At 68.3% G+C, this 24614-nt stretch carries 17 protein-coding genes and 1 pseudogene; 6 read left to right on the top strand and 12 right to left on the bottom strand.

Translation table 11 applies throughout. The annotated features are described in order from the left end of the window. Window positions 1–915: 915 nt before the first annotated feature. Window positions 916–2643, bottom strand: a complete 1728-nt coding sequence (locus DYE07_RS06705) for a glycerol-3-phosphate dehydrogenase/oxidase (RefSeq protein ID WP_006946713.1) — start codon at window positions 2641–2643, stop codon at window positions 916–918. Window positions 2644–2979: 336 nt separating this feature from the next. Here DYE07_RS06705 and DYE07_RS14695 point away from each other — a divergent pair, with 336 nt between their 5' ends. The 5 genes from DYE07_RS14695 (at window position 2980) to DYE07_RS06685 (ending at window position 7420) form a co-directional block, all read left to right on the top strand. Next, window positions 2980–3117 (top strand): hypothetical protein, encoded by a 138-nt coding sequence (locus tag DYE07_RS14695; RefSeq protein ID WP_006946717.1) that lies wholly within the window; start codon window positions 2980–2982, stop codon window positions 3115–3117. 194 nt (window positions 3118–3311) lie between these two features. Continuing rightward, window positions 3312–4037, top strand: coding sequence for an MIP/aquaporin family protein (locus DYE07_RS06700; RefSeq protein WP_006946749.1), 726 nt, complete (start codon window positions 3312–3314; stop codon window positions 4035–4037). A 58-nt stretch (window positions 4038–4095) separates the two neighbouring features. Next, window positions 4096–5613, top strand: coding sequence for a glycerol kinase GlpK (gene glpK, locus DYE07_RS06695; protein WP_006946725.1), 1518 nt, complete (start codon window positions 4096–4098; stop codon window positions 5611–5613). Window positions 5614–5731: 118 nt separating this feature from the next. Beyond that, complete coding sequence (locus DYE07_RS06690; protein ID WP_115296599.1) at window positions 5732–6535, top strand: ParA family protein; 804 nt, start codon at window positions 5732–5734, stop codon at window positions 6533–6535. Between the two features lie 249 nt (window positions 6536–6784). Next, the gene (locus DYE07_RS06685; RefSeq protein ID WP_074039770.1) at window positions 6785–7420 is read left to right on the top strand and encodes an RNA polymerase sigma factor; all 636 of its coding nucleotides are present in this window, start codon (window positions 6785–6787) and stop codon (window positions 7418–7420) included. A gap of 486 nt (window positions 7421–7906) precedes the next feature. Here the strand turns inward: DYE07_RS06685 and DYE07_RS06675 are convergent, their stop codons facing one another. Together DYE07_RS06675 and DYE07_RS06670 are read right to left on the bottom strand one after the other, a co-directional pair. Further along, the gene (locus tag DYE07_RS06675) at window positions 7907–8407 is read right to left on the bottom strand and encodes a hypothetical protein (RefSeq protein ID WP_115296598.1); all 501 of its coding nucleotides are present in this window, start codon (window positions 8405–8407) and stop codon (window positions 7907–7909) included. 271 nt (window positions 8408–8678) lie between these two features. After that, window positions 8679–9314, bottom strand: a complete 636-nt coding sequence (locus tag DYE07_RS06670; RefSeq protein WP_115296597.1) for a nucleoside/nucleotide kinase family protein — start codon at window positions 9312–9314, stop codon at window positions 8679–8681. A gap of 358 nt (window positions 9315–9672) precedes the next feature. On the opposite strand from DYE07_RS06670, the pseudogene DYE07_RS06665 reads away from it, so the two are divergent. Beyond that, window positions 9673–10979, top strand: a pseudogene (locus DYE07_RS06665) (ISL3 family transposase). Window positions 10980–11250: 271 nt separating this feature from the next. Here DYE07_RS06665 and DYE07_RS06660 read toward each other — a convergent pair. The 9 genes from DYE07_RS06660 to trhO all read right to left on the bottom strand — a co-directional run bounded on the left by DYE07_RS06660 (window position 11251) and on the right by trhO (window position 24582). Beyond that, complete coding sequence (locus tag DYE07_RS06660) at window positions 11251–13089, bottom strand: phosphoenolpyruvate carboxykinase (GTP) (RefSeq protein WP_038566783.1); 1839 nt, start codon at window positions 13087–13089, stop codon at window positions 11251–11253. A 446-nt stretch (window positions 13090–13535) separates the two neighbouring features. Continuing rightward, on the bottom strand, window positions 13536–15059 hold the full coding sequence (locus DYE07_RS15115; RefSeq protein WP_237723877.1) for an aminoglycoside phosphotransferase family protein: 1524 nt from the start codon (window positions 15057–15059) through the stop codon (window positions 13536–13538). Window positions 15060–15182: 123 nt separating this feature from the next. Then, window positions 15183–16235 (bottom strand): SAM-dependent methyltransferase, encoded by a 1053-nt coding sequence (locus DYE07_RS06650; RefSeq protein WP_235006077.1) that lies wholly within the window; start codon window positions 16233–16235, stop codon window positions 15183–15185. A gap of 140 nt (window positions 16236–16375) precedes the next feature. Then, window positions 16376–17851 carry an amino acid permease gene (locus DYE07_RS06645; protein ID WP_074040599.1) on the bottom strand — a complete coding sequence of 492 codons (1476 nt, stop codon included), beginning with the start codon at window positions 17849–17851 and terminating at the stop codon, window positions 16376–16378. A 187-nt stretch (window positions 17852–18038) separates the two neighbouring features. Next, the gene (locus tag DYE07_RS06640) at window positions 18039–19556 is read right to left on the bottom strand and encodes an amino acid permease (RefSeq protein WP_115296596.1); all 1518 of its coding nucleotides are present in this window, start codon (window positions 19554–19556) and stop codon (window positions 18039–18041) included. Between the two features lie 169 nt (window positions 19557–19725). After that, window positions 19726–21195 (bottom strand): amino acid permease, encoded by a 1470-nt coding sequence (locus DYE07_RS06635; protein WP_006945676.1) that lies wholly within the window; start codon window positions 21193–21195, stop codon window positions 19726–19728. Window positions 21196–21552: 357 nt separating this feature from the next. Beyond that, window positions 21553–21726, bottom strand: a complete 174-nt coding sequence (locus DYE07_RS06630) for a CsbD family protein (protein WP_006945671.1) — start codon at window positions 21724–21726, stop codon at window positions 21553–21555. A gap of 62 nt (window positions 21727–21788) precedes the next feature. After that, window positions 21789–23546 (bottom strand): ABC-F family ATP-binding cassette domain-containing protein, encoded by a 1758-nt coding sequence (locus DYE07_RS06625; protein ID WP_237723878.1) that lies wholly within the window; start codon window positions 23544–23546, stop codon window positions 21789–21791. A gap of 217 nt (window positions 23547–23763) precedes the next feature. Then, window positions 23764–24582, bottom strand: coding sequence for an oxygen-dependent tRNA uridine(34) hydroxylase TrhO (gene trhO / locus DYE07_RS06620; RefSeq protein ID WP_231729477.1), 819 nt, complete (start codon window positions 24580–24582; stop codon window positions 23764–23766). Between the last annotated feature and the right edge of the window lie 32 nt (window positions 24583–24614).

Genomic DNA, 24614 nt, shown 5'->3' with positions numbered 1-24614 from the left:
GTGTCGTCCCGCATGGCGCCGATGCGCACCGAATGGGAGCGGGACGGGAGGTCGACGTCACATTCGTTGCTGTGAGGTAACGAGTGCGGCGATTCCGGCACCGAGACCTCCCACGTGTTTCGGTTCCGCATCAGGTGGGAGCAGCAAACGATGAGCTCAGAACGTGACGCTCTCCTGTGGACAGCGACGGGTGTGGATGACGCGCAGCACGCGGGGGTTCCTCCGGAACGAGCTGCGCACATGAGCATCGACACCTCCTGCGGCGGACCCACACCTTCGACGGGCTCACGCGGCCTCCGTCCCGGCTGCAGCGCTGCAGGGCCTGCCGGTGCCGTCGACCGACCGGGTGCACATCTCCTTCCGCACGGTGCACGGTGGCGACATTCGGATGCGGTGGTGTTGCTCGCGGCGCTGCGCGCTTGTTCGTCGCCGAGACGGCCGCCGGGCCGATCGCGATGACTCCGCCGGCCGATCTCCTCGGCGAGGTTGTCGATCGGGTGCCGCTCGTCGACGCCGTGGTCCTCGCCGACGCGGTGCCCGCGCATCGTGAGCTGATGGCGAAGGACATGCTGAGCGAGTGGTCGACGAACCCACGCCTGCGCCAGGTTGCCCGTCTCGCCGACGGGCGCGCCCAATCGCCGATGGAGGCGCGCCTGCGTCCGTTGTTCGTGCTGGCGGGCTTGCCGACGCCGGTGCTGCAGCACCCGGTACGCATCGAGGGAGTGAACCGGCGCTTCGACCTCGCATATCCGCAGTGGCACCTCGCACGCGCACCGTGTGGGGAAGACGTGACGCCGCGTCGTCCCACTCGGCGTAGAACTGCACCGAGTGGGGAGAACCCCGACACGCGACGTCCCACTTGCTGCGCATCTGCGACAAGTGGGACGCGTGGTCGGCGCTCCTGCGGACGGGCCGTCAGCGGGTGGCGACGACCTTGCGCAGCTGCGGGCGCGGGTCCGGAGCGGACAGGCGGGCCGCGTCGGATGCCTCGTCGGTGTCGAGCTCCTGCGACTTCACCTCGGCAGCGACCCGCTCGGTGTACGACTCGACCTCGGCGTCGCGCTGCTCCTGCGTCCAGCCCAGGATCGGCGCGATGATGTCGGCGACCTCGGCGGCCGCGTCGACGCCGCGGTGCTTCGTCTCGATCGACATGCGCGTGCGGCGCGCGAGGACGTCCTCGAGGTGCATCGCACCTTCGTCCGTGACGGCGTACGCGATCTCGCAGCGCAGGTACTCGTCGGCGTTCGTGACGGGCTCGAGCAGCGACTCGTCGTCCTTCGACAGGGCGAGCACGTCGTACAGCTTCGAGCCGTAACGGTTGAGCAGGTGCTCGATGCGCCACTCGGGCAGGCCCGACTCGGCGGCGATCTCGTGCTTGAGGTTGAGCATCGCGGCGTAACCGTCGGCGCCGACGAGCGGCGTCACCTCCGTCACCGACTCCTTGATCGGGCCGAGGTCCTGGGCCGCGGCGTCGACGGCGTCGGCGGCCATGACGCGGTACGTCGTGTACTTGCCGCCGGCGATCGAGATGAGGCCCGGCTGCGGACGCGCGACGGCGTGCTCGCGCGACAGTGCGGAGGTGTCCTCGCTCTCGCCGGCGAGCAGCGGACGCAGACCGGCGAACACGCCGAGGATGTCGTCACGCGTCAGCGGCGAGGCGAGCACCGTGTTGACGTGCTCGAGGATGTAGTCGATGTCCTTGCTCGTCGCGGCGGGGTGCGCGACGTCGAGCGCCCAGTCGGTGTCGGTCGTGCCGATGAGCCACTGCTGGCCCCACGGGATGACGAACAGCACCGACTTCTCGGTGCGCAGGATCAGGCCGACCTCGCCGGCGATGCGGTCGCGCGGGACGAGGATGTGCACGCCCTTCGACGCGCGCACGCGGAAGCGGCCCTTGCCACCCGTCATCTTCTGGATGTCGTCGGTCCACACGCCCGTGCAGTTGATGACGACCTTGGCGCGCACGTCAGCCGTCTCGCCGGTCTCGACGTCGCGGATCTTCGCGCCGACGACACGGTCGGCCTCGGTGATGAGCGAGACGACCTCGGTCGAGTTGCGCACGATCGCGCCGTACTGCGCGGCGGTGCGGGCGACCGTCATCGTGTGACGTGCGTCGTCGGCCTGGCAGTCGTAGTAGCGGATCGAGCCGACCATCGCGTCGTTCTTGAGGCCGGGGAACATCTTCATCGTGCCGCTCTTCGTCAGGTGCTTCTGACGCGGGACGGAGCGGGCGCCGCCCATCTGGTCGTACATCGCGATACCGGTCGCGACGTACGGGCGCTCCCACGCGCGGTGCGACAGCGGGTACAGAAACGCGACGGGGTGGACGAGGTGCGGCGCGATGCGCGTCATCATGAGCTCGCGCTCCTTGAGCGCCTCGGCGACGAGCGCGAAGTTGAGCTGCTCGAGGTAGCGCAGGCCACCGTGGAATAGCTTAGAGCTGCGCGACGACGTGCCGCTCGCGAAGTCGCGGGCCTCGACGAGACCCGTGCGCAGACCGCGCGTGACGGCGTCGAGCGCAGTGCCGGCGCCGGTGACGCCACCACCGATGACGAGGACGTCGAGCTCACGCTCGGTGAGTTCGCGCCAGGACTCGGCGCGCGAGCTGGGGCCCAACTGTGCGCTGTACGGGTGCATGGTCATCGAAAACCTCCACTGCCGGGTCGAAGGCGCGTCGGAGATCGCCGAGCCGCGCCGATTCTCTGGTCTTCCTTCAGCTTAGACCCGCCTGTTCGTCCCCGATACCGCCTGCGGGGGTGTCATTCCTCACCGGACGGCGGCGCAGCTCGCCGGGCCGCGTGGGCCACGCCCTGCCACGTGGGCCTCTCCCGGCAGCGTGGGCCTCTCCCGGCAGCGTGGGCCGCGACGAACTGCGCGAGTCCGATCGACCTGGTGGGTGGTCGACGAGATCGGTTGAGGTGCCGCTGGCCCCGTGCGAGCATGGGCGCAGAAGTAGACACGATCTCGAGGAGCTGTCTCATGGAGCACGCCATCACGTGGGTCCTGTGGGCCGTCACCGCCGTCGTTCCCTTCCTGGGCCTGGCCTGGTGCCTCACGTCGCCGCCGGCCGAGGTGCGTCGCACGCCTGAGATCGCTGAGACCTCGCCCGAGCGCTGACGTCGTCCCCGGCTGTCCCGAGGCGTGGGAACCGCCCCGGCTGCTTGATCCCTTGCGCGTGCCAGGGCCACGATGACGGGTGTGACGCGGAACATGTCCCCGTCCGACCTGCCGGGGTGCGCCTGACGTATGCTTCATCGGTAGCATGAGTGGTGGTCGTCACATGCCACCGTCGAACGTCGAGAAAGGCACCCATGAGCCTCGGTCAGGTCTTCGTCAGCGAACTTCTCGGGACGGCGATTCTCATCGTCCTGGGTGTCGGAGTGGTGGCCAACGTGCTGCTGCCCCGCAACGGAGGCTTCGGGGGAGGGCCTCTGATGATCAACATCGGGTGGGGCTTCGCCGTCTTCGCCGGTGTCTTCGCCTCGTACAAGTCGGGCGCGCACCTCAACCCGGCCGTCACTCTGGGCATCCTCGCCTCGGGGGCCGATGAGTACGCGAAGGGCGTCGACATCAGCGTCGCGTCGACCTTCGTGTATCTCGCGGCGCAGTTCATCGGCGGCTTCATCGGTGCCGTCGTCGTCTGGGCCGCCTACAAGAAGCAGTTCGACGATCACGAGGACGCCCCGACGAACGTCTTCTCGACGGCTCCCGCCGTGCGCGCGCCGTTCTGGAACGTCGTCACCGAGGTCGTCGGCACGTTCATCCTCGTCTTCACGATCCTCGCGTTCACGAAGACCCCGAGCCAGGCCGGCCCGCTCAACGTCGCGTTCCTCGTCGTCGCGATCGGCGTCAGCCTGGGTGGCCCGACGGGTTATGCCATCAACCCCGCCCGTGACCTCGCTCCGCGTCTCGCGCACTTCGTCCTGCCGATCCCGCGCAAGGACGACTCCAACTGGGGTTACGCCTGGGTGCCGGTCGTCGGCCCCGTCATCGGTGGTGTGCTCGCCGGTCTCGCCGCCCACGCCTACATCGGCTGACGCAGAAGCGCACACTGGACACCAGCAGCATCGAACACGGATCGCACGAGGAGTGAACATGGCTGACAAGGCAGAGAAGAAGTACGTCGCCGCCATCGACCAGGGCACGACGAGCACGCGCTGCATGATCTTCGACCATGACGGCGAGGTCGTCGCCGTCGCGCAGATGGAGCACCAGCAGGTCTTCCCGAAGGCGGGCTGGGTCGAGCACGACGCCCTCGAGATCTGGACGAACACGCGCAAGGTCTGTGCCGAGGCCCTCGCAAAGGGTGACCTCGACTCCGACGACATCGCCGCCGTCGGCATCACCAACCAGCGTGAGACGACGCTCGTGTGGGACAAGAACACCGGCAAGCCGGTCTACAACGCGATCGTCTGGCAGGACACGCGCACCGACGCGATCTGCAAGGAACTCGCCGGTGACGCAGGCAGCGAGAAGTACAAGGACGTGTGCGGTCTGCCGCTCGCGACGTACTTCGCCGGCCCGAAGGCCAAGTGGATCCTCGACAACGTCGACGGCGCCCGCGAGAAGGCCGAGAAGGGCGACCTGCTGTTCGGAACGATGGACACGTGGGTCATCTGGAACATGACGGGCGGGCCGAAGGGCGGCGTCCACGTCACCGACGTCACCAACGCCTCACGCACGATGCTGATGAACCTCGACACCCTCGAGTGGGACGAGGACATCGCGAAGGACATGGGCATCCCCATGTCGATGCTGCCTGAGATCCGCAGCAGCAGCGAGGTCTACGGCAAGGTGCGTCACCGCGGCATCCTCAAGGACGTGCCGATCTCCGGCGCGCTCGGCGACCAGCAGGCCGCGACGTTCGGCCAGGTCTGCTTCGAGCCCGGCACCGCGAAGAACACGTACGGCACGGGCAACTTCCTCATCCTCAACACGGGTGAGGAGAAGGTGATGAGCAAGAACGGCCTGCTCACGACCGTCTGCTACAAGATCGGCGACGAGAAGCCCGTCTATGCACTCGAGGGTTCGATCGCCGTCACCGGCTCGCTCGTGCAGTGGCTGCGTGACAACCTCAAGCTCATCAAGGACGCCAAGGAAGTCGAGAAGTACGCGAAGGAGGTCGACGACAACGGCGACGTCTACGTCGTCCCCGCCTTCTCCGGCCTGTTCGCGCCGCACTGGCGTAGCGACGCGCGCGGCGCCATCGTCGGCCTCACCCGCTTCGCGAACCGCGGCCACATCTGCCGCGCCGCCCTCGAGGCCGTCGCGTTCCAGAGCCAAGAGGTCGTCAAGGCAATGAACGCCGACTCCGGCGTCGACCTCACCGAGCTCAAGGTCGACGGCGGCATGGTCGTCAACGAGACACTCATGCAGTTCCAGAGCGACCTGCTCGACGTCGACGTCATCCGCCCGAAGATCAACGAGACAACCGCGCTCGGCGCCGCGTACGCCGCGGGGCTCGCCGTCGGGTTCTGGAAGGACCTCGACGACTTGCGCCGTCAGTGGGCCGAGAGCAAGCGTTGGGAGCCGTCGATGGACGACGCAGAGCGTCAGCGTCTGCTCAAGCGCTGGGGTCAGGCCGTCGAGCGCACGCTCGACTGGGCTGAGTGATCGCCCACCCCTGACCGACGACCGCACCCCCTGCCTCGGTGCAGGGGGGGCGGTCGTCGGTCGTCGCGGCGCGGTGAAACGTCCCCGGCGGGCGGCGTTGCTCGGTAAGGTTCGAGACATGTTCGTCGTCAGCGTGTGCAGCCTCAAGGGCGGGGTGGGCAAGACGTCCGTCGTGCTCGGCCTCGCCGCCGCAGCGCGGGCGAGGGGGCTGACGACGCTCGTCGTCGACCTCGATCCGCAGGGGGATGCGACGTACGCGTTGGGCGTCGACGCTCCCGGGGCCGTCAGTGCTGACGTGCTGGAGCGGCCGAAGCGCAAGGTGCTCGGGCGCGCCATCGTGCCGGCCGGCTGGCCGCGCGGCAACGCCGATCTGCACGTGCTGCCGAGTTCGGACGCGACGGCGAACCTCGACAGGCCCGACGCCGACGGCGAGCAGTTGCACACGCTGCGCACCGCGCTCGGCAAGCTCGACTACGACCTCGTTCTCATCGACGCGCCGCCGTCCCTGAGCGGCCTGACGCGCAGTGCGCTCGTCGCGAGCGACCGCGCCGTCGTCGTGACGGAGGCAGGTGCGTTCGCCGTCAACGCCGTGACGCGACTGTTCGCGGCGATCGACGAGATCCGCCGCACCGAGGCCGGCGGGTTGCAACCGCTCGGCATCGTCCTCAATCGGTACAAGCCGTCGATGGCGGAGCAGCGCGCGCAGCGGGCCGCGCTCGAGCGCGCGTTCGGCCCGCTCGTGCTCTCGCCGACGCTGCCCGATCGCGCGGTCGTCCCGAAGGCTCAGGGAGCACGCGCACCCCTCGACGCGATGTCCGGTGGCGCCGCGGCGCTCCAGGGCTTCGAGCTTCTCCTCGGACGCATCGAGCGAGCGTCGCGGCTGACGCGTCGCAGTGATCGGCGGGCGTCCGCGTCAGCATGACGCGTTTCTCATCGCCGACCCGCGCAACCCACATGGGTCTCATGCGTCTATACGGTCATGAACGGGGTGGACGGACGGCGCGTGGGGTGCGTGCCGAACGACAAGAGGATCGGCGAAGCTGCGCCACAATCCACCGCCATGACACCCTGTAGAGTCGGAACCTATGCATCGCTGAGCCCGGCGGGTTGCGCCCGCGCCCCGCGCCGAAGGGCGAGTCCACGCGCCCAACACGTGACGGGAGGAGACGCCATGACGTTGATCGTCGTGCCCATCCCCCTCCCCCCGTGGGCGATGACGGCCGGGGACGCGACCTCCCGTCGCGCGCGTCGCGACGCTGCGTCGTCCCGCCGCGATTCCGCGGCCGGCATGCCGGATGACGGCCACGGCGAACCCGAGGGTCTCGACCTCGACGAGCTCTACACGAACACCTACCACGACATGGTTCGGCTGGCGCGGCAGTTCGTCGACGACGTCGAGTCGGCGCAGGACGTCGTCCACGACGCGTTCCTGGGCCTGTACCGCAACCGTCACAACCTCGAATCGCCGGCGAACGCGCGCGCCTACCTGCGCACGGCCGTGATGAATCAGGCGCGCTCGGCGCTACGCCGTCGACGCACCGCGCGCGAACACATGGCCGTCGCCGAGCCCGAGACGGCACCCGGCTCCGACGAACCCGTCCTCCTCGCCGACGAGCACGCCGAGGTGCTGCGTCACCTCGACGCGTTGCCGGCGCGGATGAAAGAGGTGCTCGTCCTGCGTTACTGGGAGGGGCTCAGCGAGGCAGAGATCGCGAAGACCCTCGGCATCAGCACAGGAACCGTGAAATCGCAGGCTTCCCGCGCGATGAAGAAACTGACGGTATCCATGCGAGGCAACGATGGGTGAGTTGCGACCTGACGACTTCACCGCCTTCGAAGCGACGCTTCGAGAGGCGCTGTCGGCGCGGGCCCACACCGTCAGCCCCGCGACGCTCAACGTCGCGAAGATGGAAGCGCTGCGCGAAGCCCTGACGATGCCGCATGGGGCGGGAGGCTCCGGTTCTACGGGCTCGTCTGGTTCGTCCGGCGGCTCGGGTGGGTCCGGCGGTATCGGCGCGGGTGGCAGCGTGAGCACCTGGGCCGCAGGTGGACTCGTCCTCACCGCCGCAGCGTCGGCAGCGTTCGGCCTCGTCTACATGGGCAAGGATTCGGCGCGGTACGAGACGCGCACCGCTGCGTCCCAGACGAGCGCTGCCGGCTCGCAGGGCGCGCCGCCCACCTCCGGCGCGCCGTCCGCGACGCAGCCGACGGGCGCGGCGTCGTCCGAGGCGACGAATTCGTCTTCGGCGTCGGTGGCGTCGTCGACGGCAGGTACGTCCGATGTGTCGACGGCTCAGCTGGCGGCGAGCGATGCCGGCGCCAGCCGTTCACGAGCTAACGGCGCGACGTCGCTGCCGCCTGTGCCCGCGCGCTCGGTGGCGGCCGCGCCGAGCGCTGACGCCGTCCCGACGGTGCAGCCGACGAGCGCGCCGTCGACGCCCACCGGGCCGGGCACCGTCGTGGCCGACCCTCCGGCGACGAGCCATTCGACCACGTCGTCGACCACGAGTGACGTCCCCACCGCATCGTCGACGGCTGCCCCGACGACGAGCACCGTGCCGCCCGTGACGCCGACGTCACCGGTCCAGCCAACTTCGTCACGTCTCACGGCACCGACGACGAGCATCGTCGTTCCGCCGACGACAGCGGAACCGACATCACCGCAGCCGACGAGCCCGGAACCGACGTCGCCGACGACGAGCATCATCAACCCGCCGACGACGACGGAACCGACCTCGCCAGAAACGACGACTCCACAGCCGACAAGCCCGGAACCGACGTCGCCGCAGCCCACGTCGCCTGAGCCCAGTACGTCGACCGGCCCGACGACGCCCCCTGCGCCGGGGACAGGCTTTGATCCGGCGTGGGGTCGGGGGCTCCAGATCGGTCGATGGATGTGCTTCGATCCGGTCCGCGTCGGAGGTACGAACGCACCTGCCGGATGGCAGGTGCTCGACCTCCAGGAGATCCAGGTCATCTTCCCGTGGGCCCAGTTCCCGTGGGGTGCCACGGCGTGGTGCGCGCCCATGACCCTCGGCAGCGGAGGGTAACCGGCCGCGCTGTCGTCAGCCGGGGTCGACCATGGTGACGCCGGGTCGCTGCGAGTGTGCGCGGACGCGTTCGGCGTTGGTCTGATCCGGTCCGAGGGCGCGTCGTCGGGCGTCGGCCGGGTCGTTGCCGTACGACTCGTGGCGGGCCATGAGACGGGCCAGGCGTCGCTCGGCTGAGGGAGTGAGCATCCACGCCACGTCGAACAGCAGCGCCAGGCGGGCCCACGGCTCCTCGTCGAGCAGCACGTAATTGCCTTCGACGATGACGAGTTGTGTGTCGGCGGGCACCTCGATCGCGCCGGCCACCGCGTCTTCGATCTCTCGGCGGAACTCGGGGGCCCAGATCGTCGGATCGCCGGGTCGCTGGGCGTGGATGCGTTCGACGAGCGTGACGAAGCCGTGCGCGTCGAACGTCTCGGGCGCGCCCTTGACGTCCGTCATCGCCCGGCTTTCGAGGACGCTGTGCGCGAGGTGAAAGCCGTCCATCGGCACGACGGCGGCCGTGACGCCGGCCTGGTCGGCGTCGAGCAGCAAGCGGGCGGCCGCCGTCGACTTCCCTGCGCCCGGCTCGCCGGCAAGACCGAGCAGGACGCGTGAGCCGCTCCGACAGTGTTCCATGACGGCGGCGCTGGCCTCGTCCAAGGGGATCATGCGGTCATTCCTCTCGTCTCGGCGCAGCCTACCGCCGGCCCTCAGGAAGAGCCCGTGCCCGAGCCTGCGCCCGTCCTCAACGGCGATTCCTGTCCCCATCTGCGAATTTCGTCCACCTTCGCGATTCTCGTCCACCTCTGCGAACGGCGTCCCCATCTGCGATTCTCGTCCACCTTCGACGCCGCCACGGACGCCGAGGTGCTCCCGCCGGGCGCCGATGCGAATGTGACCAAGAATCGCGAAAGGGGCTCTTCACGAACGAGGGTGTAGTCGGTTGAGCGCGTCGGTGGCCGGGTAGGGGTCGAGGTCTCCCGGATGATGGAAGTTCTTCACGCTCGCCATCCCGAAAGACCTCGACGTGCTCCACCCTACTTTCGCGACCCCTGACCTGACCACGTTCTGCCGCCTCGACGAGCTCGGCCTCGTCGCCGTCGGCCAGCTGATCGAGCCGGATCGGGCCACGATCGAATGCCGCGTCGTCGGGGACGACCCGTGGTGTCGGAAGTGCGGTGTCGAGGGCGTGCCGCGGGACACGGTCACGCGTCGACTGGCGCACGAGCCGTTCGGGCACCGGCCGACGACCCTGCTGGTGCGGGTGCGCCGGTACCGGTGCGGACACTGCCGGCGCACGTGGCGGCAGGACATGACGCGGGCAGCGGCGCCGCGTGCGAAGATCTCCCGCGGCGGCCTGGAGTGGGCGCTGCGGGCATCGTCATCGACCACCTCACCGTCACCCGCGTCGCCGCAGGTCTCGGGGTGTCCTGGAGTGCCGCGAACACCGCCGTCCTCGCGGAAGGCAAGCGGCGCCTGATCGACGACCCCGCCCGGTTCGACGGGGTCACCACGATCGGTGTCGACGAGCACGTCTGGCGACACACGAGGCTGGGCGACAAGTACGTCACCGTGATCATCGATCTCACGCCCGCGAGGAACAAGACCGGGCCGGCGAGGCTGCTGGGCATGGTCGAGGGCCGCTCCAAGGCGGTGTTCAAGCAGTGGCTCGCCGCCCGCCCTGCGGACTGGGCGAAGCGGATCGAGGTGGTCGCGATGGACGGCTTCGCCGGGTTCAAGACCGCTGCCGCCGAGGAACTCCCCGACGCCGTCCCCGTCATGGACCCGTTCCACGTGGTCCGCCTCGCCGGCGACGCGCTGGATGTCTGCCGGCGTCGGGTCAAGCAAGACACCACCGGTCACCGCGGGCTCAAGGGCGACCCGCTCTACAAAGCCCGCCGCACCCTGCATACCGGGGCTAGCCTGCTCACCGACCGGCAGCGGGCACGCCTGGACGCAGTGTTCGCGAGCGAGGAGCACGTCGAGGTCGAGGCGACCTGGGGCATCTACCAGCGCATCGTCGCGGCCTACCGGGAGCCCGACAAGAAGAAAGCGAAGGCGATGATGCAGGAGGTGATCGCTGCGATCAGCAGCGGCGTTCCCGCGGTGCTCGTCGAGGTCCGCAAGCTCGGCCGGACCATGAAGCAGCGGGCGGGCGACATCCTCGCGTTCTTCGACCGCCCCGGCACCAGCAACGGCCCGACCGAGGCCATCAACGGGCGACTCGAACACCTCCGCGGCTCCGCCCTCGGCTTCCGCAACCTCACCCACTACATCGCTCGGTCGCTGCTCGAAGCCGGAGGGTTCAGACCCGCGCTACACCCTCATTCGTGAAGAGCCGCGAAAGGGGACAGGATTCGCCGACGGGGACGAGGATCGCCGGGGGGACGGCGAAGCCTCCCGGGCGCTCGGGTGAGCACGCGGGAGGCTTCGTGACCGACGACGGCCAGTGACGATCGGCCGGGATCGCCACGTCGTGGGGGAGACGCACCCTGCTGGGCTTCATCGAGTCTGCCCCGCCCAAGCGGAACCTGCTGGCGCACGCCCCGCCGAAGCGGAACCTACTCATGCAGGCACCGAGGCGGCGAGCGTCTCCGTGATGGGCTCAGGCGCCGAGGCGCTCCTTGAGACCGTCGAGCTCGACCTGCAGCTGCACGGGCAGCTGGTCGCCGAACTTCGCGAACCATTCCTCGATCTGCGGGATCTCGGCCTTCCACTCCTCGACGTCGACGGCGAGCGCCTTCTCGAGCTGCGCGTCCGTCAGGCCGAGGCCGTCGACGTCGAGCGACTCGGGCGTCGGGACGTGGCCGATGGGCGTCTCGACCGCGGCGGCCTTGCCCTCGATGCGCTCGATGACCCACTTGAGGACGCGGCTGTTCTCGCCGAAGCCCGGCCACAGGAAGCCGCCGTCCTCGTCACGACGGAACCAGTTGACGTAGAAGATCGCCGGCAGCTTGGATGCGTCGGCGTCCTTGCCCACGTTGACCCAGTGCTGGAAGTAGTCGCCGGCGTTGTAGCCGATGAACGGCAGCATCGCCATCGGGTCGCGGCGCACGACGCCCACCGCGCCGGTCGCGGCGGCCGTCGTCTCGGACGACAGCGTCGCGCCCATGAAGGTGCCGTGCAGCCAGTCGCGGGCCTCGGTGACGAGCGGAACCGTCGTCTTGCGGCGGCCACCGAACAGGATCGCCGAGATCGGCACGCCCTGCGGGTCGTTGTACTCGTCGGCCAGGATGTCGCACTGGTCGATCGGCGTGCAGTAGCGGCTGTTCGGGTGGCTCGACAGCTCGCCCGACTCGGGCGTCCAGTCGTTGCCCTTCCAGTCCGTCGCGTGAGCCGGCGTGTTCTCCAGCTCCTCCCACCACACGTCGCCGTCGTCGGTCAGGGCGACGTTCGTGAAGACGCTGTTGCCCTTGTTGATCGCGGCCATCGCGTTCGGGTTCGTGTGCTCGTTCGTGCCCGGCGCGACGCCGAAGAATCCGAACTCGGGGTTGACGGCGTAGAGGCGGCCGTCCTCACCGAAACGCATCCAGGCGATGTCGTCGCCGAGCGTCTCGACCTTCCAGCCCGGGATGGTCGGCTTCAGCATCGCGAGGTTCGTCTTGCCGCAGGCGCTCGGGAAGGCCGCCGCGACGTAGTAGACCTTGTTCTCCGGGGAGATCAGCTTGAGGATGAGCATGTGCTCGGCGAGCCAGCCCTCGTCACGCGCCATGACGGACGCGATGCGCAACGAGTAGCACTTCTTGCCCAGCAGCGCGTTGCCGCCGTAACCCGAGCCGAAGCTCCAGATCGTGCGCTCCTCGGGGAACTGCACGATGTACTTCTCCTCGTTGCACGGCCACGCGACGTCCTTCTGGCCGTCGGCGAGCGGCGCGCCGAGCGAGTGCAGCGCGGGGACGTACTTGGCGTTCTCGCCGAGCTCCTCGATGCGCTTCAGGATCTTCGTGCCGCAGCGCGCCATGACGCGCATCGACGCGACGACGTACTCCGAGTCGGTGATCTCGACGCCGAACATCGGGTTCTCGGCCTCGAGGTGACCCATGACGAAGGGGATGACGTACATCGTGCGGCCCTTCATGCAGCCCTTGTACAGGCCACGCATGAGGTCCTTCATCTCGTTCGGGTCCATCCAGTTGTTGGTGGGCCCGGCGTCCTTCTCGTCGACGGAGCAGATGTACGTGCGGTCCTCGACGCGCGCGACGTCCTGCGGCGAGCTCGCGGCGTAGAACGAGTTCGGCTTCTTCTCCTCGTTGAGGCGCGTGAACGTGCCCTGCTCGACGAGCTTGTCGGTGATCTGCTTCCACTCCTCATCCGATCCAGTCACCCACTGGATGCGGTCGGGGGTGGTCATCTCGGCGACCTCCGCAACCCAGGCCGCGAGGCCCTCGTGCGTCGTGCCGCCTTCGGTGGGAACGCCGGCCTTCGGCATGTCCATCGTCGTCATGTGGATCGGCCATCCTTAGTGTGCGATCGGGCCCGAGCGGGATCTCCGCGCGTGCCGTCCTGATCGCTGTCGTCGGTCACCCCGGCCGCGGACGTTTCGTGGCTGGCCACGATTGTTTTCCGCTGCACGAATGGGGACTCTTCGAACGTACGGGTATCTCGACGTCAAGATAAAATGGGCGATCGAACCAAGCTTGTGAGCTGAGTCACAAATGCATGGTGACCTGTTGGGTTTCAGTGTCGAATGTCGAAAGTGACGACGAACTCGCCGTTAACTCAACATTTCCACCCACGACGGTGACCTGTGGCACGGGTTGTTGGCGGGTTCGTTCGGAGGCGTTCGGAACGCTGCGCGGACGCTGAGTGCGAAACTCCCAAGCTTGGGCGTCGGAGGCCCGGGGGGTGGCGAGGCGGCTGCGAAACCCCCCAGCTCGGGCGTTTCGACGGTCACAACCCGCCGAGGTCTTCCAGGCCCTGTGGATAACTTTCGGCATGGTCGCACCGAACCAGCGAGCCTGGAGGCATGACGACATCTCGACCCGCAGCTGAAACGTCGTCCGAACGTCGCGCGTCCCGCCGAGCGGTAGCCGAGCGGCGACGCGCCGCGTTGAACGGATTGGGTCCGTCGCCCTTCACCTCGCGGGAGGCGCTCGTGGCGGGTTTGAGTCGGAGCGACCTCGCCTCCGATGACGTCCGTCGCCTCTTCCGCGGCTCTCCCTCGTCGACGCCGTCGTTCTCGCCGATGCCGTCCTGCGCCTGAGGTCGGTGGATGCAGTGCGAGCTCGTGCTGCATGGGCGGAGTCGCTCGGGACGCGGCCCGGGCGCGGGCGGGATCTCGTGCGGCTCGTCGATGGGGCAGCAGAGTCGGCGATGGAGACGCGGCTGCGCGTGTTGCTCATCCTTGCGGGGCTGCCGCGACCGGTGGCGCAGGTCGAGGTGATGGCCGGCGGGCGTCGTCGTCGGCTCGATCTCGCGTACCCCGAGCTGAAGATCGCGATCGAGTACGACGGCGATCATCACTACACCACCGAGGCGCAGAAGCACGCGGACATCGAGCGAGAAGCGGCGTTGCGCGCCGAGGGGTGGGAGGTCGTCCGCGTCGTGTCGCACGGGAAGTCGCGCAGTGCGCTCGGGCATGGTGTGGCGGTAGTCCGCCAAGGTGAGAAGACCCGGCCCGGCGAAGACCCATGCGCGAGAACGGGCCCACATCGCCTCGTCGGCACCAGCGGCACGCGCGAACACGGCGCGACCCGGTGCGTCGAAGAGGTCCCAGGCGTAGAGCAGGTCGACCGCGGGGTCACCCACACCGAGCCCGCCGAAGTCGATGACCCCGGCCAGCGCGCCGCGAGCGTCGACGAGCACGTTCTCGGGCGACAGGTCGGTGTGCACCCAGGCCCCGGCCTTCGGCGCGGGGCCGACCTCGCGCAGCCGCTTCCACGCCAGGCGCACCTGAGCCGGGTCGAAGAGATCGCTCAGCTCATCGGCTGCTTCCTCGACCCAGCCGTCAGTGGTGTCGTTCACCGGCTCCCCACAGCGGTAGCCCCAGCGCTCGGCGCCGCCCACTTCGCCGCAGGTGTCGAGCGCGTGGAGCTCTGCGGTGAACTCGCCGAGCGTGGTGGCAAGCGCTTGCTGCATCGGCGCCTCAAGATCTCTGGGCGTGCGGCCTTCGAGCCATGTGACGACGGCCCATCGGCGCGGAAACACCGCACTTGGGCGCCCGGTGAACTCGATTCGGGGGATCGGTGTTCTCACGGCAGCTCCGAGCATCGGCAGCCACGTCACCTCCTTGGCGAGGTCGTCGGCGTAGGCATCGGAGCGTGGCAGCCGAAGCGCGAGGTGCTCCCCGATCCGGAAGACCCAGTTGCTGCTGCCGGACGTCTTGCTCGGGCGCACCTCGAGCGTCGAAAGGTGAGGTGCCTGTTCACGCAAGAGTCGGGCAGCGTCGGCAGCGTCGGGCTCAGAACTCATCATGTCGGGAGTTTTGCAGCCGACTCGGCGAGCGGCGACTCATTACCTCCCAACATTGGGAGTTCCAAAGCCAACTCGGTGAGCGGCGACGCATTTTCTCCCGATGCTGGGAGATGAGCGCCGGCATCACACGCGAGAGAGCACCAGCGTGATCTCGTGGCGGTTGTGCTGCAACTGTCGCGCGAAGGTGATGTCGTACGCCTTCGTCAGCATCGTCATCGCCTCGTCGGCCTGCTTGACGGGGTTGTTCGTGCCGAGCTTCAACGTCACGATCGCGCTGCCGCCGGGACGCAGCATGTCGGACGCCTCGAGCATCGTGTGCGCCGAAAGCTGCGGCGGCATGCGCATGTCGTTGACGATGAGGTCGACGCGCTCGCCGTGCTTCGCGACGAACTCGCCCGCCGTCGTCTTGTGATGCTCGACGCCGCCGAGGTTCATGACGCGCTCGTCGATGTCGGCCGGGTCGACGGCGTGCACCTGCGAGAAACCGTGCGAGCGCAGGATGCGCGTCCAGCCCCCGGGGCTCGCGCCGAGGTCGACGGCGACGTCTCCGCGCGGCACGTCGATGAGACCGAAGAGTTCTTCGAGCTTGAACTCGGCGCGGCTGACCTGCTCCTTGCGCGCGGCGAGGCGGATGCGCCCGCCGGCCCAGTCGGACAGGCCGAGGTGGGTCGGCGTCACCCCCGTCGTCAGACGATCCTCACCGAGGCAGAGCGACAGCGTGTGCTCGGCGCCGCCGGGGACGACGCGGACACCTTCGTCCATGAGCATCTCGAGCAGGGGGCGACGCACCTTGCCCGGCGCCCAGGGCGCCTGCCCCGAATCCCAGGTGTGCAGCGACACGGCGTCACCGGCCCGATATCGGCCCGCCTCGGTCAGCGCTTCGAGGCGCGTCGTCATCGCGTCGAGGGCCCACTCGGCGATCTCCTCGACGTCGTCGTGCCGATGCGCCTTCGTCGGCGTGTGCGCCTCGACGTTCGCGAGGTACTTACAGAACCTGAGGTAACCGCTCGTCGCGAGGTCGTGGATCCGTTCGAGGCCGCCGTCCTTCAACTGCACGAGCCCGGCGTCCTCGCCGACGCGCGTCACCTTCTCGATGTCGAGCTCACGGCGCAGCTCGACGACGGCGAAACGGTAGTAGTCGGGCGTGGTGGAGAACAGCACAGGAAGCTCGATCACCCGGTCAGTCTAGTGGCGAACGACATGACCCCCATCGCGCGTCGGCGGCCGTCGGCCACAACCGAACCTCCTGCACCGGCGACGTCACGAACCCCCACCCATCAGGCAGGTGGGGGTTCGTCAGGGTGCCGAGGTGAGGGTCAGTGTTCGTGGCCCTCGAGGCGTGCTTCCTCGGCGTCGAAGGCGTCGGGGTCGATCCTGTTCCGCACGAAGAACCACCCGATGACAAGGACGATCGCAACGATGGGGGAGGCGACGCAGACCGTCAGGAAGCCCTTGTTGTCACTGGTCGCCAGGAGCACGACGACGGCGACGAGAAACAGCAGCGCGAAGATGTCGCTCGCGGGGGAGGCCCACAGGCGGAACGCGGGCCGCGGGGCGCCGCCACGCTTCGACTTCACGACGAACGCGAGGTGGCTCAGCATGATGAGGCACCACACCGCGATGATGCACACCGACACGAAGTTGAGCGCGATCTCGAACGCCTCGCTCGGCCACAGATAGTTGATGACCACGCCGACAGCGCCGAGTGCAGCCGTCGCGATGATGCCGGCGGCGGGCACGGCGCGTCCGCTCATGACGCCGAGGAAGCGCGGCGCCGAACCGGAGACGGCCATCGACCGCATGACACGTCCCGTCGAGTACAGGCCCGAGTTCATCGACGATGCCGCGGCCGTGATGACGATGACGTTCATGACGTCCCCCGCGTGTGGCACGCCGGCTTGCGCCAGGGCGGTGACGAACGGCGACGTCGTCGACGAATACTCATCGGTGGGCAGCAGCAGCGTCAGCAGCACGAGAGAACCGAGGTAGAAGACGATGATGCGCCACAGCACCGAGTTGACGGCGCGCGGCATGACCTCGAGCGGGTTCTCGGCCTCACCGGCGGCGACGCCGACGAGCTCCATCGACGAGTAGGCGAAGATGACGCCCTGCATGAGCATGAACATCGGCGCGAGACCGTGCGGGAAGAACCCGCCGTGGTTGGTGATGTTGTGCAGCCCGGGTGCGGAACCACCGACGTGGTGGCCGGAGACGATGAAGTAGATCGCGAGGGCCATGAACCCCAGCAGGGCGGTGACCTTGATGATGGAGAACCAGAACTCCATCTCACCGAACAGCTTCACCCCGACGAGGTTGATCGCGACGGTCACGACGAGGGCGATGGCTGCGATGACCCACTGAGGGACGTGCTCGCTGAAGAAGCCCCAGTAGTGGAAGTACAGGGCGATCGCGGTGCAGTCGACGACGATCGTCGTCGCCCAGTGGATGAAGTGCATCCAACCGGCGGTGTAGGCAGCCTTCTCGCCGATGAACTCCCGGCTGTAGCTGACGAACGCGCCCGAGCTCGGGCGGTGCACGACCATCTCGCCGAGGGCGCGCACGACGATCATCGCGACGACACCGCAGATGGCGTACGAGATGAGCAGGGACGGCCCGCCCTTCTCGAGGCGGCCACCGGCACCGAGGAACAGTCCGGTGCCGATGGCGCCACCGATGCCGATCATCTGGATGTGGCGGTTCTTCAGGTTCTTCGCATAGCCGTGGTCACCGGCGTCGGCGGGGCGTCCCGCGGTGGGCGCCGGGTTGTTCTGGGTGTCGGCGGAGGTCGACATCGCTCCCTTTCACGTCGAGGCCGGGTGCGGCCTGGGCACGCACACACTAGGGGAGGCGTGCGGCATCAACGCACGCAGGGCCGTCATCGCCGTGAGCGATCCGGTCACGAGGAGGCGTCTGGAGTGCACAGACGTGACGGCGCCCCACCCGGCCGGGTGGGGCGCCGTCACGTCGGGCATTCGATCGTCAGGACATGCGTGACGCTTCGTCGTCGAACGCTTCGGAGTTGATGCGGCCGCGCACGAGGAACCAGCCGCCGACCATGAGCGCCGCGAGGACGGGCCCGCCGATGTAGCCGGCCTTGGCGGCCTTCGGGTCGTCGCCGAACATGATGAGCAGCAGCACGGCCGCCATGAACAGCAGGCCGAAGATGTTGAGGAACGGCGCGCCCTTGAGCTTGAAGTCGGGTCGCTCCAGCTCGCCGCGCTTGGCCTTGCGCACCATCATGAGGTGGCTGATGAGGATCATCGACCACACGCCGATGATGCCGAGCGTCGCGAGCTCGAGGACCATCTCGAACGCGTCCGACGGCCACGCGTAGTTGATGCCGACGCCGATGAGGCCGAACGCGAACGTCGTGAAGATGCCCCAGTAGGGCACCTGCGTCTTGCTCATCTTCGCGAGGTAGCGCGGCGCGGTGCCGGCCATCGCCATCGAGCGCAGCACACGGCCGGTCGAGTACAGGCCGGAGTTCATCGAGCTCGCGACGGCGGAGATCAGCACGACGCTCATGATGTCGGCCATGTGGACGCCGCCGATGTGGAACCCGACGCGGTCGAGCACGGTGACGAACGGCGACTCGCCCTTCTTGTACTGGTCGGTCGGCAGCAGCAGCGTCATCAGGGTGATCGTGCCGATGTAGAACACGAGGATGCGCCACACGACGGCGCGCGCCGCCTTCGGCATGACCTCGCGCGGGTTCTCCGTCTCGCCGGCGGCGACGCCGATGAGTTCCATCGACGCGTACGCGAAGATGACGCCGGACATCAGCATGAACATCGGCGACACGCCGTTCGGGAAGAAACCGCTGTCGGTGATGTTGTGCAGGCCGGCCGTGGCGTGCTGACCGTCCGACGACAGATCCTTGCTCGTCACGATGAAGAAGATCGAGACGAACATGAACGCGATGATCGTGACGACCTTGATGATGGAGAACCAGAACTCCATCTCGCCGAACCACTTCACGCCGATGAGGTTGATGACGAGCACGATCGTGAGAGCCAGCAGCGCCAGAGCCCACTGCGGCAGCGCGTCGGAGATCGGTTTCCAGAAGATGAGGAACCCGGCGATGGCCGTCGAGTCGGCGATGACGGTGAAGCCCCAGTTGATGAAGTGGAACCACCCGGCGGCATAGGCCGCCTTCTCGCCGATGAACTCGCGACTGTAGGAGACGAAGGCGCCCGAGCTCGGGCGGTGCAGCACCATCTCACCGAGCGCACGCACGACGATCATCGCGACGATGCCGCAGATCGCGTAGCTGAAGATCAGGGACGGGCCGGCCTCGTGCAGGCGCCCGGCGGAGCCGAGGAAGAGGCCCGAGCCGATGGCGCCGCCGATGCCGATCATCTGGATGTGGCGGTTCTTCAGGTGCTTGGCGTACCCGGCGTCACCGGCGTCGCGGGAATGCGGGGCGTCGGCGGGGCCGTTCGCGCCGGGAGCCGCGGACCCGGAGGTGGGCGCAGGCTCAGAGAGGAGGGAGGACATCGAGGGATGCCTTACTGCTCGAGGGCCGTAGCCCAGGCCACATGACTGGCACACTCCAGGCCACCGATGTGACCGCGTGCACACACGTGTCCGCTCTGAGATGACGCCATCGACGCGTGATGCCCCGCCTACGAACGTAGACGGGGCATCAGACGTGATGAGCGGAGGCTCACACCATGGCGTTGTCCTCGGAGTCGAACGCTTCGGCGTTGATCCGATTGCGGACGAGGAACCAACCGCCGATCATGAGAGCGGCCACGACCGGGCCCATGATGAGGACGACCTTCTGCAGCACGCCACCCTGCGTCGCCATCAGGACCAGGATGAAGCCGAGGAAGCCCAGCGCGACGATGTTGAGGAAGGGCGCGCCCTTGAGCTGGAAGTCGGGTCGCTGCATCTCACCGCGCTTCGCCTTGCGCACCATCATCATGTGAGAGATGAGGATCATGGCCCACACGCCGATGATGCCGAGGACGGCGACCTCCAGGACGATCTCGAAGGCATCCGAGGGCCACGCATAGTTGATGGCCACACCGATGAGACCGAAGGCAGCCGTCGTCGCGATCGCGGCCCACGGCACCTGGTGCTTGCTCATCTTGCGCAGGTAACGCGGCGCCGTGCCCGCCTCGGCCATCGAGCGCAGCACGCGCCCGGTGGAGTAGAGGCCGGAGTTCATCGAGCTGGCGACCGCCGTCACGAGGACCACGGTCATGATGTCGGCCATCTTCACGCCGCCGATGTGGAAGCCGATGCGGTCGAAGACCGTCACGAAGGGCGAGGTGTCCGCCTGGTAGGCGGTGTGCGGCAGGAGCAGCGAGAACAGCGTGATCGTGCCGACGTAGAAGATCAGGATGCGCCACAGGACGGAGCGCACGGCCTTCGGCATGACCTCGCGCGGGTTCTCCGTCTCGCCGGCGGCCACACCGATGAGTTCCATGGCGGCGTAGGCGAAGATGACGCCGGACATCAGGGTCCACATGTGGCTCGGCCCGTTCGGGAACATCCCGCCGTGATCGGTGATGTTGCGCAGGCCTGCGGTATCAGGGCCCAGCTGGTGCGACGTCGCGATGAAGTAGATCGCGACCACCATGAAGACCACGAGCATGGCGACCTTGATGATGGAGAACCAGAACTCGACCTCGCCGAACAGCTTGACGCCGATGAGGTTGATGGCGAGAACGATCGCCAGCGCGATGAGGGCGAGCGCCCACTTCGGCAAGGCGTCGGACACCGGCTTCCAGAAGTACAGGAACGTCGCGATCGCCGTTGCGTCCGCGATGAGAGTGAAGGCCCAGTTCAGGAAGTGGAACCAGCCCGCTGCGTACGCCCCCTTCTCTCCGATGAACTCGCGACTGTAGGAGACGAAGGCACCCGAACTCGGGCGGTGCAGCACCATCTCACCGAGCGCACGCACGACGATCATCGCGACGGCGCCGCAGATGGCGTAGCTGAAGATCAGGGACGGGCCGGCTTCGTTGAGACGCCCCGCGGAGCCGAGGAAGAGGCCGGAGCCGATGGCGCCGCCGATGCCGATCATCTGGATGTGGCGGTTCTTCAGGTGCTTGGCGTACCCGGTGTCACCGGAGTCGCGCGAATCGGACGCGGCCGAATTCTTCAGCGCGTCAGGAGTCGAGGACATACGTTGCCTTTCATGAACAGGAGGACACCTCGGCCTCGCGCGGGGACGCACGTCGCCGGTCAGGTGTGCCGCTCATCACTTTAGGCCAGCGAGGTGACACCCCTCGCGCCCCATTGTTACGGGAGTGTTAAGGGGGCCTGTGAACGTCGCGTGGGTGACGCGGTCTGACGCTGCGGGGCGGCCTGGGCGAGCGCTCTGGACGCGACGCAACCGAGACCGCATCGTGACGATCGGCCGTCGACGCTGCGCTCGTACCCGGGGGGAGCCTGCAGGGTTGGACCGGGCGGACATACGACACGGGGCGCATCCTCGTCGTGAGGATGCGCCCCGTGACCAAGTAGGCAACGCTTCGGGCAATCAGCCCTTGAAGGCGTCCTTGATCTTCTCGCCGGCCTGCTTGAGGTTGGCGCCCATCTGGTCGCCCTTGCCCTCGGCCTCGAGACCCTGATCGTCGCTCGCCTTGCCGAAGGCCTCCTTGGCCTGGCCGAGCTTCTCGTCCTTGGCGTTGTCGAACTTGTCATCGATACCCATGACATGAACTCCTTTCTCTGGACAACAGTTGCCTCGACCCTACGCCGCTTTCCGGAGCGTGGCTAGGGGGTTTTCTGGGAGCTCAGTGCGAGGCGTTCTCCTGCCCAGCGCGAGCGCAGCATGCGGTCGTGGCTCGCGGCGACGACGGCGCCCGGGTAGTCGTCAAGAGCCCGTTCGACGTCCTCGGCGAGCAGGAGCGAGAAGTGGTTGGTCGGTTCGTCGAGCAGCAGCACGTCCGGCGGCAACGCGAGCAGACACGCCAGATCGAGACGACGACGCTGCCCGACGCTGAGATCGGCCAACGCACGGTTCTCGTCGCGTCCGGCGATGAGGCCGAACGTCGCGAGCGGACGTCGCGCTGCCAGGTCGTCACCGACACGGGCGCGGTAGGCGTCGAGGACGGTGGTGTCGGGCTCGAGGTGCGGGGCGTCGACGTCAGGGCCGGCAGAGGGCTGACGGTCGAACGCGAGCGGTGCCGTGTCCTGGCCGAGCAATCCGACGCTGACGCGGCGCTCGCGATGCACTGACCCCGTGACGGGCTCCAACTCGCCGGCGAGGACGCGCAGCAGCGTCGACTTGCCGCACCCGTTCGGCCCCTCGACGAGGAAGCGCTCGCCGGCGGACACCGTCAGGCTCGTCGGCTCCAGACGCCCCGGAACGCTGACGGCGGACGCCGCGAGCAGCGGCCCGCCGGGAAGTTCGGACGGGCGTGAGGCCGCCGCGAGGGAACGCTCGGTGTTGAACCGCAACGTGGCCGGGGGTTTGCGCACCTGCGTCTTCTCGAGTCGCTCCAAGGCCGTGCGCGAATCGTTGACGCGGCGCGCGACGACGGTGGCGTTCTTGTCCGAGTAGAACTTCTTCGCCCCGCGCGCCTCGGTGCGGGGCCCTCGTTCGGGGCGCCCGACGGTGTGGTCGTCCCTCATCTTCGCGCGCAGCCGTTTGAGTTCGGCCTGCTCGTCCTCATACTGGCGCGCCCAGCGTTCGTGCTCGTCGTGGCGAGCGAGGACGTAGTCGGAGAACGTGCCCGTGAAACGCGTGACGCCGTGGGCGGCGCCGGCGTCCGAGGCATCGGAGATGCGGGCGGCGACCCGGTGCGGCAGGGGCCGCGGGTCGAGGTCGATGAGGTCGGTGACGCTCTCGTCGAGGAAGGCACGGTCGTGGCTCGCGAGCAGCACCGGGCCGGGCCACGTCAGGAGCATCGATGTGAGCAGCTGCGCGCCACGATCGTCGAGGTGGTTGGTCGGCTCGTCGAGCAGCAGCGTCTGCGGACGGCGGATGAGCATCCACGCCAAGGAGAAGCGGGCGAGCTGGCCGCCGGAGACCTCGTTCATCGGCGTGTCACGCGCGATTGCGCCGATGCCGAGGCCGTCGACGAGTTCGTCGATCGCGTGCTCGACGTTCCACGCATCGGCTCGCTCCGCCGCGGCGAGGGCCGCGTCGAGTTCGGTTGCGGCGAGCGCGTCCTCGGCGTTTCGCGCGAGACGCTCGCCCGCGACCTCGACCGCTCGCGCCAGAGCGTGGATCGGCTCGGCGGCGTCGTCGAGCACTTGCTGCGCCGTCAGCGTCAGGGCGAACGGCGCCTGTTGATGATGCAGACCGACGCTGCCGGGCGCGGTGATGCTGCCCGCATCCGGGCGCTCGAGGCCGGCGACGAGGCGCAGAAGCGTCGACTTGCCCGTGCCGTTCTCGCCGATGAGGGCGGCGCGTTCGCCCCCCGCGACGCTGAAGGAGATGTTCGTCAGGACGCGACGGTCGGGGTAGCTCTTCGACACGCCGTCGACGCGCAGGTGGCTGCCGGACGAGCCGCCGGCCGAGGGCAAGGACGATGAATACACAGGCCTCCTGGAGTGGTGGGAACACCCTCACGCTAGGCGGCGTGGCGGGGTGGCGTCACCCGATTTTCAGCGGGCTGGGCGGTCCGTCAGCCAGTGGGCCCGACGACGCGACGCCCCGACGACGCGACGCCCCGACGACCCAGCGGGCACTCGTCAGCGGGGGCGACATGTCATGTGCCGTCGGGCAGGCGCCCCGCGCTCGTCACTCGGAGGGGCGGGGCTCGTCGACGTCCGCGGCGCCCGTGCCGCTCTCGCGCAGGTGCGTGTCGAGGCTGACGCGTTCGTCGAACACGAAGCACTCGCCGCGCCAGTCGACGTCGGCGTCCGGCATCTGCGCGAAGTAGTTGAGGATGCCGCCCTGAAGCTGGAAGACCTCGAGACCCAGATCCTGCATCCACGGGCTCGACTTCTCGCAGCGGATGCCGCCCGTGCAGTACATCGCGACCTTCGTCCCGCTCTCACGCCACGCAGGCGCGTGCGCCTCGACGTAGTCGGCGAAGTCGCGGAAGTTCTCGACGCCCGGGTCGATCGCCCCCTCGAAGTGGCCGACGCCGAACTCGAAGCTGTTGCGATTGTCGAGGACGATCACGTCGTCGCGCCGGATCAGCTCGCGCCATCGCTGCGGCGCGACGTCGGTGGCACGCACGTCCTCCATGCGGTTCGGCATGTCGAGCCCGTCGACGCCCAGCGGCACGATCTCGCGCTTCGCCTTGACCATCATGCGGCGAAACGGCGGACGTGTGAACGCGGTGCGCTTGGTGACGATGCCGTCGAACAGGGCCCGCGTGACGGCGTCGGCGCTCGCTGCCGCGCGGAAGGCGTCGACCTGTTCGGGCGCTCCGGCGAGCATGCCGTTGACGCCCTCGCTCGCGATGAGGACCGACCCCGTCAAACCCTCGCGCGCAGCGCACAGCTCGCGCACCCGCACGACGGCGGCGTCGACGTCGGGCACCGCGACGAACCGATAGAACGCGATGTGATCGCCACTCGACGGGAGGGCGGACGGAGCGGGAGAGGTCATGGGTGCGAGATCGTCGGAGGGAGCGCCGGGCA

This window comes from Dermacoccus nishinomiyaensis (assembly GCF_900447535.1).
Classification (GTDB): domain Bacteria; phylum Actinomycetota; class Actinomycetes; order Actinomycetales; family Dermatophilaceae; genus Dermacoccus; species Dermacoccus nishinomiyaensis.
This window is presented reverse-complemented; position numbering and strand designations above follow the sequence as displayed.

Excerpts from the sequence above, each read along its gene's own strand:
- DYE07_RS06705 (WP_006946713.1), bottom strand. The coding sequence starts at position 2,643 with ATGACCATGCACCCGTACAGCGCACAGTTGGGCCCCAGCTCGCGCGCC.
- DYE07_RS14695 (WP_006946717.1), top strand. The coding sequence starts at position 2,980 with ATGGAGCACGCCATCACGTGGGTCCTGTGGGCCGTCACCGCCGTCGTT.
- DYE07_RS06700 (WP_006946749.1), top strand. The coding sequence starts at position 3,312 with ATGAGCCTCGGTCAGGTCTTCGTCAGCGAACTTCTCGGGACGGCGATT.
- glpK (WP_006946725.1), top strand. The coding sequence starts at position 4,096 with ATGGCTGACAAGGCAGAGAAGAAGTACGTCGCCGCCATCGACCAGGGC.
- DYE07_RS06690 (WP_115296599.1), top strand. The coding sequence starts at position 5,732 with ATGTTCGTCGTCAGCGTGTGCAGCCTCAAGGGCGGGGTGGGCAAGACG.
- DYE07_RS06685 (WP_074039770.1), top strand. The coding sequence starts at position 6,785 with ATGACGTTGATCGTCGTGCCCATCCCCCTCCCCCCGTGGGCGATGACG.
- DYE07_RS06670 (WP_115296597.1), bottom strand. The coding sequence starts at position 9,314 with ATGATCCCCTTGGACGAGGCCAGCGCCGCCGTCATGGAACACTGTCGG.
- DYE07_RS06660 (WP_038566783.1), bottom strand. The coding sequence starts at position 13,089 with ATGACGACGATGGACATGCCGAAGGCCGGCGTTCCCACCGAAGGCGGC.
- DYE07_RS15115 (WP_237723877.1), bottom strand. The coding sequence starts at position 15,059 with ATGATGAGTTCTGAGCCCGACGCTGCCGACGCTGCCCGACTCTTGCGT.
- DYE07_RS06645 (WP_074040599.1), bottom strand. The coding sequence starts at position 17,851 with ATGTCGACCTCCGCCGACACCCAGAACAACCCGGCGCCCACCGCGGGA.
- DYE07_RS06640 (WP_115296596.1), bottom strand. The coding sequence starts at position 19,556 with ATGTCCTCCCTCCTCTCTGAGCCTGCGCCCACCTCCGGGTCCGCGGCT.
- DYE07_RS06635 (WP_006945676.1), bottom strand. The coding sequence starts at position 21,195 with ATGTCCTCGACTCCTGACGCGCTGAAGAATTCGGCCGCGTCCGATTCG.
- DYE07_RS06630 (WP_006945671.1), bottom strand. The coding sequence starts at position 21,726 with ATGGGTATCGATGACAAGTTCGACAACGCCAAGGACGAGAAGCTCGGC.
- trhO (WP_231729477.1), bottom strand. The coding sequence starts at position 24,582 with ATGACCTCTCCCGCTCCGTCCGCCCTCCCGTCGAGTGGCGATCACATC.